We start from the raw sequence: 12,776 nt of genomic DNA, 5'->3' as shown, positions 1-12,776 counted from the left end.
AGCTTCTAGAGTGGATCCACAACAGACACGGGCAGTGACAGGAGGCGACGCCACGTGCGGCGTTACGACCGGCTCAAGCACATCCTGCGACTCGACCCCGAAAAGGACTCCCACGAGATCTACCGACTGATCGCGGCCTACGAGTTCCCCTGGGACATCGCCCGGGCACTCGAACTCGCCCTCTACCGCACCTATGCCGTGCCCAGCATCGGCCGGCTGCTGGCCGAGACGGCCGAACTGACCGACCGTACGCAGAGGCGCTACGACGACACCTCGCTCCTGCTGGACGCGGTTGTCGAGCACGGCTTCGACAGTGTGAACGGGCGCACCGCGATCCGGCGCATCAACCAGATGCACCGCACCTACGACATCTCCAACGACGACATGCGCTACGTGCTGTGCACCTTCGTGGTGACGCCCAAGCGCTGGCTCGACGCGTTCGGCTGGCGCCGCCTCACTCCGCACGAGCTGCGCGCCACGGCGCACTACTACAGCACCCTGGGGCGGCACATGGGCATCCAGGACGTGCCCGTCGGCTACGCCGAGTTCGAGAAGTACCTGAACGACTACGAGGACGCCAACTACGGCTGGGACGAGGGTGCGCGGAAGGTCTCCGACTCCACCCTCGACCTGATGGCCTCCTGGTACCCGGCGCCCCTCGCCCCCGCGGTGCGCACCGCCAGCAAGGCACTGCTGGACGACTCGCTGCTGCGCGCCTTCCGCTACGCCCGACCCAGCCCCACGACGCGGCGCCTGGTGCGCGGCGCGCTGCGGCTGCGGGGCAGGGGCGTACGGCTGCTGCCGCCGCGCGACCGCCCGCACTTCGGGCGGCAGAACCGCGAGATCAAGAGCTATCCCGGCTACCCCGTGGGCTACCAGGTGGCCGACCTCGGCGCCTTCGGGGGCGGGACCGGCCAGGGGAAGTCCGCCTGCCCGGTGCCGCACGCGGCCAAGGGGCAGTCCGCCATCGAGGAGAAGCGCCCCTAGGCAGGGTCGCCCCCGGTCGGCTCACCGGCCCTGATCCGTACGGCCAGCGCGAGATACCGGTTGTCCTCGTCCACGTAGGAGTCCAGCCGCCAGCCCGTCGCGGCCAGCAGCGGCTGGAGCCGGCGCTCGGCCCGTACGTCGTCCGAGGTCACCTGCCGTCCCTGGCGCGCGGCCAGCGCCGCGCGCCCGAGGGGGTGGAAGAGGGCGAGCACGCCGCCGGCACGTACGGTGCGGGCGAGTTCGCGCAGCCCGATCTCCGGGCCTGGCAGGTGTGAGATGAGTCCGGCGCCGAACACCGCGTCCAGGGCGCCGTCCCGCAGCGGCAGCCGGGCGGCGTCGGCGCAGAGCAACCAGGCGGCTCCGTCCCGCCCCTTGAGCACGGCCTGCTCCAGCATGGCCGGTGTCAGATCGGCGCCCAGTACCGTGCCCGACGGTCCCACGGCGTCCCGCAGGGGAGGCAGTGCCCTACCGGTTCCGCACCCCCCGTCCAGGACCGTGGCGCCCGGGCGCAGACCGAGCGCGGCGACAGCGGAGGCGTACGCCGGGCCGTCGTCGGGGAACTTCGCGTCCCACCGCGCCGCGCGCTCCGTGAAGAACTCCTGGACTGCGGCCCGTCCTTCAGCCATGTCATGTGTCATACGCCCATCATCGTGCCCCGGCCACTCACATACGGAGCAGGACCGGTCGTTGCCGTTCGCGGAGTCGGCGAATTGCGACGCTTCCGCAAGGCGTTCGGCGTGAGCCTCACCCGAACCAGGGCCCTTCCGATGGGTCCTGCTGGGGGATCTGTGCCGTCGGGGCCACCTGCGCGTCCAGCGCCCCGCGTCTCCCACGCCGCTGTCCCGGGAGGGCGCCGCCGGAGTCCTCGGCGAGGTGATCGATGGCCTCCGCGCCCTGTGAACGCCCCCTCGAACTGGAACTGTGCTTTCCGGCCGTTGACTACTTCGAGCGCCTCGGCGTTCCCTTCCTTGTCGTCGTCAACTGCTTCTCCCGCACCCGCTCCCACACCACGCGCGAGATCGCGCGAGCGCTCGGTCTGGAGCCCAGGGTTCCGGTCACGCTCCTCGATGCACGGGACCGCGACGTGGGCAAGGAAGCGCTGGTCCGGCTGATCGAGTACGTGGCCGGACGCCACCGCACCGCGCTCCTGGGCGAGATGGCAGTGACGGATGCGACAGGGATATAACCTCGCGCGCCCAAAGAGGACGTAGTGGTTGCTCACCGTGCTGTCGTGGGTAAGGGTGGCACGGCAGATGCTGAGGAAAAGGGGGCAGCGGGGTGGCACTGAATACGGGACTCGACTGGTTGTTGGACGACCTCACGAAGCGGATCTCGTCTGTCCGGCACGCGCTGGTGCTCTCCAACGACGGACTCGTCACGGGCAGCAGCCATGAACTCGACCGGGAGGACGCCGAGCATCTGGCGGCCGTCTCCTCCGGGCTGCACAGCCTAGCCAAAGGGTCAGGCCAGCACTTCAGGGCGGGACGCGTACGACAGACCATGATCGAGTTCGATGAGGGGGTGCTCTTCGTGACGGCCGCGGGTGACGGCAGCTGCCTGTGTGTCCTGGCGGGGGCGGAGGCGGACATCGGCCAGGTCGCCTACGAGATGACGCTGTTGGTCAACCGTGTCGGCGAGCACCTGGGCGTCGCCATGCGAAACAGTCGCTGAGCCGCCGCACCGCTCCTCACCGAAAGCCTCTGACCTGCATGTCCGCGGAGTTATCCACAGGCTCCGCGAGAAAATCGCGAGCGCGTTATCGTCTTCACGCAACGTAGTTGAACGACAGCGGGGGGATGACCGCATGCGAAGCAGGACGACCAACGGCCAAGGAGCGGAGACCCGCTCCACGAACATGGCACTGCGCACGGCGGCCGGGGAACTGGGCCTGTGGCCCAGGGAACTTGAGCTTGCCGTGCACACGGAGGAGGTACGCACTGTGCCGGGGGTCCCCGGAGGACCTCGCCGGGTGACGCGCGAGGAGATCGAGAGGGTCAAGAGCGCGGAGGGCTTTCCGGAGCTCCTGCGCGAGCGGTTGCGGCTGGTCGGCGCGAGCGAGGGGGCGACGCTGATGGGCATCAGCCTCTCGCGCTTCGCCCGTCTCGCCAGGACAGGGCACTTCAGCCCGGTGAGGTTCTACGTCAATCGCTACCGCACCGTTGTCTGGCTCTATCTCGCCCACGAACTACGGGAGTTCGTGGACAGCAGCCCTGAGCTGCTGAAAGAACGCATGCCGCGCGAGAGGCGTGAGGCACTGAAAGCGGGTCTCGACGAGCGGGGAAGGCGCTGGCGCAGCAGGCGGGTGCGCCAGTTGGAGACCGAGGCGGGCGGCCCCTGGGAACTGGCGGCGGCCAGGGCGTCTGTGCTCGATGACGACGCGCTCGCCGAGGCCGTTCCGGCCGCCGACGAGCAGGCCCGGCTCAGGGCGCTGATGCCGGCGCTCGCGGAAGAGCGCAGGGAACCGGAGGCGATGAACGACGCGCTGGAGTCGCTCCGCGTCGCAGACAGCGAAGAGGAGGTCCGGACCTACCAGTTGTCACTGCACACGGCCCTGGAGGAGGCGCGTTCCTCCGCGCCCTTGGCGTCCCACCCCGCCACCCCAGCGCCGGAGGCCGATCCGGCCCGTCCGGGCCCGGACACCCCGCACCTTGTGCCGGGCCCGCCGGCGACCGTGCCCCGGCGGCGATGGTCCCTGCGCAGCCGAAGGACCAAGACCGCCACCGGCCCCGCCCAATGACGGTCAGCGCCGCCACGGGCCCGGCCGTGAGCGTCATGTATCCGGGGGAGTGGGGCACGCGCAGAGGTCAGCCGGACGGTGGCGTCTCGTTCGGTTCCTGCCGGCGCGGCGGGCGGTTGGACTCGTGCGGCCGGAAGAGCCCCTCCTGCATCACGGAGACGATCAAATGCCCAGCACGGTCATAGATCTGGCCACGGGCGAGCCCGCGGGCGCCCGTCGCCATCGGTGACTCCTGCTCGTACAGAAACCACTCATCGGCGCGGAACGGTCTGTGGAACCACATCGCGTGGTCCAGTGAGGCCGTGTCGAAGGCCCGCGCTCCCCACAGCGGCTCGACCGGGAGACGTACGGCGTCGAGCAGCGTCATGTCGCTGGCGTAGGTCAGTGCGCAGGTGTGCACGAGGGGATCGTCGCCCAGCGAACCGATCGCGCGCATCCACACGCTGCTGCGCGGCTCGACGCCCTCCAGCTCGGCGGTGCTCCAGCGCAGCCGCTCCACATAGCGAAGGTCGAACGCCTGACGGCGTGCCATCCGCTCGAAGGGCTCCGGCAGGGAGCCGAGGTGCTCGCGGATCTCGTCGGCGAGCTTCGGCAGGCTCTCCGGATCCGGCACGTCCGGCATGGGGAGCTGATGCTCGAAACCGGTCTCGGGAAGATGGAAGGAGGCAGTCAGATTGAAGATGGTCCTGCCGCGCTGGACGGCGATCACCCGGCGGGTGGTGAAGGAACGCCCGTCCCTTACTCTCTCGACCTGGTACACGATCGGCACCCCGGGAATGCCGGGACGCAGAAAGTACGCGTGCAGGGAGTGCACGGGCCGCTGCTGCTCGACGGTGCGGCCCGCCGCGACCAGCGCCTGCCCCGCGACCTGCCCTCCGAAGACCCGCTGGAGGGATTCATGGGGGCTCTGGCCCCGGAAGATGTTGAGGTCGATCTCTTCCAGGTCCAACAGGTCGACGAGGCGTTCCGCAGGGCTGGGCCCGGTCATGTGGTCTGTTCCTCTCTCGCGTCCGGCGCGACCCTCACGCCCGGCGCCGTGCTCACATCGGGCCCACGGCGGTCACCTTGACCACGGCGCGTCCCTCCTCGTCCGAGGCGATGAGGTCGACCTCGGCCGAGATACCCCAGTCATGATCTCCGCGGGGGTCGGCGAAAGTCTGCCGGACGCGCCACAGCCGGTCCTCCGGGACCTCCTCGATGCGCAGCAGACGCGGGCCCCTGGCGTCGGGCCCGGTGCCCAGCTCCTCGTACTCCTCCCAGTAGGAGTCCATCGCCGTAGCCCAGGCGTCCGCGTCCCAGCCCGACTCGCCGTCCATCTGGCCGAGTTCGTCGACCTTGTCGAGCGCGGCCAGCTCCACCCTGCGGAACATCGCGTTGCGCACGAGGACGCGGAAGGCGCGCGGGTTGGCGGTCACGGGCTTGACCTGGTCGGCCCGTTCCTGGGCCTCCTCGGCGGTCTCGTCCGCCGGGTTGGCGAGCTGCTCCCACTCGTCCAGGAGGCTGGAGTCGACCTGCCTGACCATCTCGCCCAGCCACTCGATGATGTCCTGGAAGTCCTCCGACTTGAGGTCGTCGGGGACGGTGTGCTCCAGGGCCTTGTAGGCGCTCGCCAGGTAGCGCAGCACGATGCCCTCGGTGCGGGCGAGCTCGTAGAAGGAGACGAACTCCGTGAAGGTCATCGCCCGTTCGTACATGTCACGGATGACCGACTTGGGGGAGAGCGGGTGGTCGCCGACCCAGGGGTGGGACTTGCGGTAGAGGCCGTAGGCGTGGAAGAGGAGCTCCTCCAGCGGCTGGGGGTAGCTGATGTCCATCAGCCGTTCCATCCGGTCCTCGTACTCGATCCCGTCGGCCTTCATCTGCGCAACGGCCTCGCCCTTGGCCTTGTTCATCTGCGCGGCGAGGATCTGACGCGGGTCGTCCAGTGTCGACTCGACGACGGAGACCATGTCCAGGGCGTAGGAGGGCGACTCCGGATCCAGCAGCTCGAAGGCGGCGAGCGCGAATGTCGAGAGCGGCTGGTTGAGGGCGAAGTCCTGCTGGAGGTCCACCGTCAGCCTGATGGTCCGGCCTTCCTCGTCCGGCTCGTTCAGTGCCTCGACGATCCCGCCGTCCAGCAGCGAACGGTAGATCGCGATGGCGCGGCGGATGTGCCGCAGCTGGGAGCGCCGGTCCTCGTGGTTGTCCTCCAGCAGCCGGCGCATCTGCGCGAACGCGTCACCGGGGCGGGCGATCACCGACAGCAGCATCGCGTGGGTCACCCGGAAACGGGAGTTGAGCGGCTCGGGCTCGGAGGCGATCAGCTTCTCGAAGGTCTGCTGGCTCCAGTTGACGAACCCCTCGGGTGCCTTCTTGCGCACGACCTTGCGGCGCTTCTTCGGGTCCTCGCCGGCCTTCGCCAGCGCCTTCTCGTTCTCCACCACGTGCTCGGGAGCCTGTGCGACGACGAAGCCCGAGGTGTCGAAGCCCGCGCGCCCGGCACGGCCGGCGATCTGGTGGAACTCGCGGGCGCGCAGCGTGCGTACGCGGTTGCCGTCGTACTTGCTGAGAGCGGTGAACAGGACCGTGCGGATGGGCACGTTGACGCCCACACCGAGCGTGTCCGTTCCGCAGATGACCTTCAGCAGTCCCGCCTGCGCCAGCCGTTCCACCAGCCGCCGGTACTTCGGCAGCATCCCCGCGTGGTGCACCCCGATGCCGTGCCGCACGTAGCGCGAGAGGTTGCGGCCGAACTTCGTGGTGAAGCGGAAGTTGCCGATGACCTTGGCGATCTCGTCCTTCTCGGCCCGGGTCGACATGTTGATACTCATCAGTGCCTGTGCCCGTTCCACGGCCTGTGCCTGGGTGAAGTGGACGATGTAGACCGGCGACTGATGGGTCTCCAGCAGCTCCGTCAGCGTCTCCGTGAGCGAGGTGGTGCGGTACTCGTAGGAGAGCGGCACCGGCCGCGTCGTCGAACGCACCACCGTCGTCGGGCGGCCCGTACGCCGCTTCAGGTCCTCCTCGAACCGCGAGACATCACCCAGCGTCGCGGACATCAGGATGAACTGCGCCCGCGGGAGCTCCAGCAGCGGAATCTGCCAGGCCCAGCCCCGGTCGGGCTCGGCGTAGAAGTGGAACTCGTCCATCACCACCTGACCGACATCGGCGTCGGCGCCGTCGCGCAGCGCGATGGAGGCCAGCACCTCCGCCGTGCAGCAGATGACGGGAGCGTCGGCGTTGACGGAGGCGTCGCCGGTGAGCATGCCGACGTTGTCCGTGCCGAACAGCTTGCACAGGTCGAAGAACTTCTCCGAGACCAGGGCCTTGATGGGTGCCGTGTAGAAGGTGACCTTGTCCTGTGCGAGTGCCGTGTAGTGGGCGCCGGCGGCGACCAGGCTCTTGCCGGAACCCGTCGGTGTCGAGAGGATCACGTTCGCACCGGAGACCACCTCGATCAGCGCCTCCTCCTGGGCGGGATACAGCGAGATACCCCGCTCTTCCGCCCAGCCCGAGAAGGACTCGAAGAGGGCATCGGGATCGGCGTCGCTCGGCATCTGATCGATAAGGGTGGCTGTCACGCCCCCCATACTGCCCTCTGCTGTCTCCGATCACGGAACCGGTGGGCTTCCAGTGATCATCTGACGCTACGCTGTGTCGCCGACCAGGCGTCAGAACCGGAGGGACTCCGGACGGCGGGCACGCAACACCAAGAACAGAGGCGGGATACGCATGATGGGACCGGCGCACTCGCTGTCGGGGGCCGCAGCCTGGTTGGGGGTGGGAGCCGCAGCCGCGGCGATGGACCACCCCATGCCATGGCCTGTGGTCGTCGTCGGCGCACTGATCTGCGCGGGAGCCGCCCTGGCACCGGACCTCGACCAGAAGTCCGCGACCATTTCCCGCGCCTTCGGACCCCTCTCCCATGCGTTGTGCGGAGTGATCGACAAACTGTCCACCGCCGTCTACAACGGGACCCGCTCCCAGGGGGAACGCCGCCGCGCCGGTGGCCACCGCACGCTCACCCACACTTGGCCCTGGGCACTGTTCATAGGCGCGGGCTTCTCCGCAGCAGCCGTGATGTGGGACCGCTGGGCGGTCCTCGTCATCCTCTTCATCCATATGGTGCTTGCCGTCGAGGGCCTGCTGTGGCGGATGGCGCGGGTCTCCAGCGACGTCCTGGTGTGGCTGCTGGGTGCCACCAGCGCCTGGATGCTCGCGGGGATCATGGACAAGCCGGGCAATGGCGCGCACTGGCTGTTCACCGGAGAAGGGCAGGAGTACCTCTGGCTGGGGCTGCCGATCGTGCTGGGCGCGATGGTGCACAACATCGGGGACTCCCTCACCGTCTCGGGCTGCCCCGTCCTGTGGCCGATTCCGATCGCGGGCAATCGCTGGTACCCGCTGGGCACCCCCCGCTTCATGAGGTTCCGCGCGGGTGCCTGGGTGGAGCACAAGATACTGATGCCCGCCTTCATGGTGCTCAGCGGTGCGGGCAGCCTTGTCGCGCTGGGCATCGTAGGAGGCTGACGGACCCGCTTCCGCGCGATGTCGGCTGTGCCTGCCTCCCGCGCGGCGCTGCCCTCATGCCGCTTCCGTGCGGTGCCCTCTGTGCCGTGCTCCCGTGTGGCGCCCTCCCCGTCCGGTTGCCGCGCGCCGCCGTCCCCCTCTCGTTTCCGCGAGACGCCGTCCGCACCTCGCCGCCCCGCGACGCCGCCCACCCCCGGCTCTCACGCGCAGCCGTTCCGGCCCGGGGGTCGGCTCCTGCCTCCGCCCTCCCACCGCGACGCGGAGCCCGTCCCGGCCAACGGGCTCTCCCGGGGTCCCACCCCGGCCGCCCGGGACCGCATCCCGACCCCGGCCGCCCCGGGCCCCAACTCGATCACCCGGGGCCCCACTCGGGCCCGCTCTCACCCGTGCCAGGAGCGCCACAGCGCGGCGTACGGCCCTCCTGCGGACACCAGGGCGTCGTGGCTGCCCAGTTCGCTGATCCGGCCGTCCTCCACGACCGCGATCACGTCCGCGTCGTGCGCGGTGTGCAGTCGGTGGGCTATGGCCACCACGGTGCGGCCGTCGAGCACGTGTGCCAGCGACCGTTCCAGGTGCCGCGCGGCGCGCGGGTCCAGCAGGGAGGTTGCCTCGTCCAGCACCAGCGTGTGGGGATCGGCGAGCACGAGCCGTGCCAGTGCGATCTGCTGTGCCTGTGCCGGGGTGACGGTGACGCCGCCGGATCCGACTTCGCAGTCCAGGCCGTCATCCAGCGCCGTGGCCCAGCCGTCGGCGTCCACGGCGCCCAGTGCCGCCCACAGTTCGGCGTCCGCGGCTTCGGGGCGGGCGAGCAGCAGGTTGTCGCGCAGGGAGCCGACGAAGACGTGATGCTCCTGGTTGACCAGAGCCACATGGCGGCGGACCTCCTCGGCCGGCATGTCCGTCAGCTCGGCTCCGCCCAGTGTGACCTCGCCGCGCCGCGGCCCGTAGACCCCGGCGAGCAGCCGTCCGAGCGTGGACTTGCCCGCGCCCGAAGGGCCCACCAACGCCACCCGCGTGCCGGGCGGAACCTCCAGGGTCACGCCGTGCAGTACGTCGACGCCGTCGTGGTAGCCGAAGCGCACGTCGGTGGCGCGCACCTCCTGCCCGTCGGGCGTGACGGCGCTGTCACCGTTGTCAGGCTCGATCTCGCGCACTCCCACCAGCCGGGCCAGCGAGACCTGAGCGACCTGCAACTCGTCGTACCAGCGCAGGATCAGCTCCACGGGCTCGATCAGCATCTGTGCGAGCAGCGCACCTGTGGTCAGCTGGCCGACGCTGATCCATCCCTGGAGCACGAAGATCCCGCCGAGGATCAGCACTCCGCCGAGGACCAGCATGTTGCTGAGGTTGATGACGGGGAAGAGCACGGTACGCAGCCACAGCGTCCTGCGCTCCCACGCGGTCCACTCGGCGATCCGCCGCTCGGACAGCGCGATCCTGCGGGCGCCCAGCCGGTGGGCTTCCACAGTCCTGCCGGAGTCCACGGTCTCCGCGAGCGCGGCGGCCACCGCCGCGTAGCCGGCGGCCTCGGCGCGGTAGGAGCGCGGCGCCCGGCGGAAGTACCAGCGACAGCCCGGCACCAGCACAGGCAGCGTCAGCAGCACGGCCAGTGCCAGGGGCGGTGCGGTGAAACCGAGAGCTGCCAGCAGCAGCACCATCCATACGACGGCGATGGCGAGTTGAGGAACCGCCCGGCGCATCGCGTCGCCCAGCCTGTCGATGTCGGTGGTGATCCGCGACAGCAGGTCGCCCGTCCCGGCGCGCTCCAGGACTCCGGGCGGGAGCTGGACGGAACGTACGAGGAAGTCTTCGCGCAGGTCGGCCAGCATCTCCTCGCCGAGTACGGAGCCGCGCAGCCGCACCTGCTGTGTGAAGACGGTCTGGATGACGAGCGCGGCGGTGAACAGTGCGACGACGCGGCCCAGATGGAGATCGCGTTCCCCGTCCGCGAGTCCGTCCACGACCCCGCCCAGCAGCTGCGGGCCGGCCATCGAGGCGACAACGGCGACGGTGTTCACGGCGATGAGCAGGATGAACGTACGCCGGTGCCGCCGCAGCAGCTCGCGCACATAGGAGCGGACTGTCGTCGGGGAGCCGACCGGGAGGATCGTGACGTCCTCGGGAGCGGAGGGGTCGTACGCGGGCGGCGGCACACCGAACTCCTTGGCGCGGGGCGCCTTCCGGGGCCGCTCACGGGCGGTCTCCACGCTCTCTTCACGTATGGACTCTGCGGTGTCCAGGGTCATGCTGACTTGGCTCCCTCGGTCTTGGCGGTCCGCGTGAGGGCGCCGCCCGGCGGGCCGGCGGGCTCGGGTTCCGGTTCGGGTTCGGGTTCGGGTTCGCGTGTGACGACGGCGCGGTACGCCGCGTCGGTACGGACGAGTTCGCGGTGTGTGCCTTCGGCCGAAGCGGTTCCGTCGTGTACGAACACCACGCGGTCGGCGCGGTCCAGCAGGAGAGGGCTGGAGGAGAAGACGACGGTGGTCCGCCCCTGTCTGAGCTGCCGCAGGGAACGCGCGATACGGGCCTCGGTGTGCGAGTCGACGGCGGAGGTGGGCTCGTCCAGCACCAGCACGTCCGGGTCGGTGATCAGCGACCGCGCGAGGGCGAGCCGCTGCCGTTGCCCGCCCGACAGCGACCGGCCCCGCTCGGTCAGCCGTGCCCGCATCGGATCGCCCTCCGCGTCGGGGCTGCCCTGCACCAGTGCGGTCAGCACGTCGGAGCAGTGCGCCGCCTCCAGCGCCTGGTGGACGCCGACAGCGCCGGACGAGGGCACGTCGAGCAACTCGGCGAGCGTGCCCGAGAGCAGCATGGGGTCCTTGTCCTGGACGAGCACCGCGGTACGGGCCGCCTCCAGTGGCATCGCGTCGAGCGGTACACCGTCGAGGACGGCGGACCGGTGACCGGCGTGCCCCGGGGCCGAGCCCGTGCCCGTGCCGATGCCCGCTTCACGGGGTGGACCTGCCTCGCCCTGGGCCTCCACTTCGCCCACGACCGTTTCGCCCACGACCGTGTCCTGGCGCCTGGTTCCGCCCTCAACGGGCTCGTCCTGACCGGCCTCATCCTCACCGGGCTCGTCCACGGGGTGCCCGCCCAACCGTTCCGCGAGCCGTCCCGCCTCGTCGGGGTCCCCGCACACCACGGCGGTGAGCTGTCCCGCCGCCGCGTGCAGTCCGCTGACGGGGTCGTAGAGCCCGGCTGTATCCGCGGCATCCCCCGCATCCCCGGCATCCGGGACGCAGACAGAGCCGGAAGGGGGCGGGACGGGCGAGGCGCCCCCGGCCACCCTGTCCACCCCGGCCACCCTGTCCACCCCGGCCACCCTGTCCACCCCGGCCACCCCGGTCGCCCCAGGGCCAGGGGATGCCCCGGCGCCCGCCTCCGCACTCTCGCTCGACCGGTGCAGCGAGAGCACGCGGGCAGCGCGTGCGGCCGAGGGGCGGGAGAAGGAGTAGGACATGGCGAACTCGCCGAACAGCCGCAGCGGGAACAGCAGGAACGTCATGGCGCCGTAGGCCATGACGAGTTCACCCGCCGTGATGCGCCCGTCCAGGGCGAGCCCTGTGCCGTACCACACGACACCGACCAACAGGAGCCCAGGAATGGCCACTTGTACGGCCTCGATGAGCGCCCACATTCGCGCGGTGCGCACCGCGGCCCTGCGTACCTCCTGGGACACCCGGCGGTAGCGGGAGAGGAACAGTTCCTCGCCGCCGATGCCGCGCAGCACGCGCAGACCGGCCACGGTGTCGGCGGCCAGCTCCGTGGCTCTGCCCGCGCGCTCGCGCTGGAAGTCAGCGCGCCGGGTCGCGCGGGGCAGCAGCGGCAGCACGGTCAGGGCCAGGGCGAGCATGCCCGCGCAGGCGAGCAGCCCGATTTGCGGTTCGTAGACGACCAGGGCCGCGCACACGGCGAGGGTGGTGAGCAGGGCGGCGCTGAAGCGCGAGACGGCCTCGACGCACCATCCGATGCGTTCGATGTCGCCCGTGGAGACGGCCACGACCTCACCCGCCGCGACCCTTCGGGTCAGGGTGGAGCCCAGCGCCGCGGCACGCCGCGCGAGGAGTTGCTGGACGCGGGCCGCTGCCGTGATCCAGTTGGTGACGGCCACGCGGTGCAGCATCGTGTCGCCGAGGGCGACGGTGAGGGTGACTACGGTCATCACGGCGCCGGCCACGGCGAGCCGTTCGCCGGAGCGGTCGACGGCGGCCTCCACCGCGAGGCCCGCCACCACGGGGAAGAGCGCGATGGAGGCCAGGTGCAGCACGCCCCAGGCGAGGGCCTTGAGCTGGCCGCCCAGCTGGTTGCGGCCGAGCCATACCAAAAGGCGGAAGCCGGAACGGACGTCGGGGACGCCCGGGTCGGCGTAGGGGAGATCGCGAATCTGCATGAGTTTCCAGAGGAGTTCGTACGGGCCGACCGGTGCCGTGAAAGGCTCGCTTCACCGCATGCCGAATATCAACGGGTTTTCCCGGCGTCCGGCTCGCTTCAGGCCAGTGCGACCATGGAGGACATGCGCATACCTGGGGCAGGACGTACACCG

Annotated in this window: 10 protein-coding genes; 5 read left to right on the top strand and 5 right to left on the bottom strand. The window is 70.3% G+C overall.

The features are described 5' to 3' along the window. Positions 1-54: 54 nt before the first annotated feature. Positions 55-987 carry an oxygenase MpaB family protein gene (locus NMN56_RS13360; RefSeq protein WP_274041141.1) on the top strand — a complete coding sequence of 311 codons (933 nt, stop codon included), beginning with the start codon at positions 55-57 and terminating at the stop codon, positions 985-987. Here NMN56_RS13360 and NMN56_RS13355 read toward each other — a convergent pair. Beyond that, a complete protein-coding gene (locus NMN56_RS13355; RefSeq protein ID WP_280842686.1) occupies positions 984-1,613 on the bottom strand; it encodes a class I SAM-dependent methyltransferase in 630 nt (209 codons plus the stop codon). The two genes, NMN56_RS13360 and NMN56_RS13355, sit on opposite strands and share 4 nt — an antisense overlap. 254 nt (positions 1,614-1,867) lie before the next feature. Here NMN56_RS13355 and NMN56_RS13345 point away from each other — a divergent pair, with 254 nt between their 5' ends. The 3 genes from NMN56_RS13345 (at position 1,868) to NMN56_RS13335 (ending at position 3,724) form a co-directional block, all read left to right on the top strand. Next, positions 1,868-2,173, top strand: a complete 306-nt coding sequence (locus tag NMN56_RS13345) for a hypothetical protein (protein WP_274041139.1) — start codon at positions 1,868-1,870, stop codon at positions 2,171-2,173. Positions 2,174-2,265: 92 nt separating this feature from the next. Continuing rightward, positions 2,266-2,658, top strand: coding sequence for a roadblock/LC7 domain-containing protein (locus tag NMN56_RS13340; protein ID WP_274041138.1), 393 nt, complete (start codon positions 2,266-2,268; stop codon positions 2,656-2,658). Positions 2,659-2,791: 133 nt separating this feature from the next. After that, positions 2,792-3,724, top strand: a complete 933-nt coding sequence (locus NMN56_RS13335) for a DUF6397 family protein (RefSeq protein WP_274041137.1) — start codon at positions 2,792-2,794, stop codon at positions 3,722-3,724. 67 nt (positions 3,725-3,791) lie between these two features. Here the strand turns inward: NMN56_RS13335 and tesB are convergent, their stop codons facing one another. Together tesB and NMN56_RS13325 are read right to left on the bottom strand one after the other, a co-directional pair. Further along, positions 3,792-4,712, bottom strand: coding sequence for an acyl-CoA thioesterase II (gene tesB, locus NMN56_RS13330; RefSeq protein ID WP_274041136.1), 921 nt, complete (start codon positions 4,710-4,712; stop codon positions 3,792-3,794). Between the two features lie 52 nt (positions 4,713-4,764). Beyond that, positions 4,765-7,293, bottom strand: coding sequence for a DEAD/DEAH box helicase (locus NMN56_RS13325; protein ID WP_274041135.1), 2,529 nt, complete (start codon positions 7,291-7,293; stop codon positions 4,765-4,767). A 142-nt stretch (positions 7,294-7,435) separates the two neighbouring features. On the opposite strand from NMN56_RS13325, the gene NMN56_RS13320 reads away from it, so the two are divergent. Continuing rightward, positions 7,436-8,233 carry a metal-dependent hydrolase gene (locus NMN56_RS13320; protein ID WP_274041134.1) on the top strand — a complete coding sequence of 266 codons (798 nt, stop codon included), beginning with the start codon at positions 7,436-7,438 and terminating at the stop codon, positions 8,231-8,233. A gap of 380 nt (positions 8,234-8,613) precedes the next feature. On the opposite strand, the gene NMN56_RS13315 is transcribed toward NMN56_RS13320, so the two are convergent. Both NMN56_RS13315 and NMN56_RS13310 read right to left on the bottom strand, forming a co-directional pair. Beyond that, on the bottom strand, positions 8,614-10,479 hold the full coding sequence (locus NMN56_RS13315; RefSeq protein WP_274041133.1) for an ABC transporter ATP-binding protein: 1,866 nt from the start codon (positions 10,477-10,479) through the stop codon (positions 8,614-8,616). Further along, complete coding sequence (locus NMN56_RS13310; RefSeq protein ID WP_274041132.1) at positions 10,476-12,623, bottom strand: ABC transporter transmembrane domain-containing protein; 2,148 nt, start codon at positions 12,621-12,623, stop codon at positions 10,476-10,478. Before NMN56_RS13310 ends, NMN56_RS13315 begins: the two co-directional genes overlap by 4 nt. Positions 12,624-12,776: the final 153 nt, after the last annotated feature.

Source organism: Streptomyces iconiensis, assembly GCF_028657195.3.
GTDB classification, from domain to species: Bacteria; Actinomycetota; Actinomycetes; order Streptomycetales; family Streptomycetaceae; genus Streptomyces; species Streptomyces iconiensis.
The sequence above is the reverse complement of the archived record's forward strand: the minus strand, read 5'-3'. Positions and strand labels throughout refer to the sequence as shown.

Excerpts from the sequence above, each read along its gene's own strand:
- NMN56_RS13320 (WP_274041134.1), top strand. The coding sequence starts at position 7,436 with ATGATGGGACCGGCGCACTCGCTGTCGGGGGCCGCAGCCTGGTTGGGG.
- NMN56_RS13345 (WP_274041139.1), top strand. The coding sequence starts at position 1,868 with ATGGCCTCCGCGCCCTGTGAACGCCCCCTCGAACTGGAACTGTGCTTT.
- NMN56_RS13355 (WP_280842686.1), bottom strand. The coding sequence starts at position 1,613 with ATGGCTGAAGGACGGGCCGCAGTCCAGGAGTTCTTCACGGAGCGCGCG.
- NMN56_RS13335 (WP_274041137.1), top strand. The coding sequence starts at position 2,792 with ATGCGAAGCAGGACGACCAACGGCCAAGGAGCGGAGACCCGCTCCACG.
- tesB (WP_274041136.1), bottom strand. The coding sequence starts at position 4,712 with ATGACCGGGCCCAGCCCTGCGGAACGCCTCGTCGACCTGTTGGACCTG.
- NMN56_RS13310 (WP_274041132.1), bottom strand. The coding sequence starts at position 12,623 with ATGCAGATTCGCGATCTCCCCTACGCCGACCCGGGCGTCCCCGACGTC.
- NMN56_RS13325 (WP_274041135.1), bottom strand. The coding sequence starts at position 7,293 with ATGGGGGGCGTGACAGCCACCCTTATCGATCAGATGCCGAGCGACGCC.
- NMN56_RS13315 (WP_274041133.1), bottom strand. The coding sequence starts at position 10,479 with ATGACCCTGGACACCGCAGAGTCCATACGTGAAGAGAGCGTGGAGACC.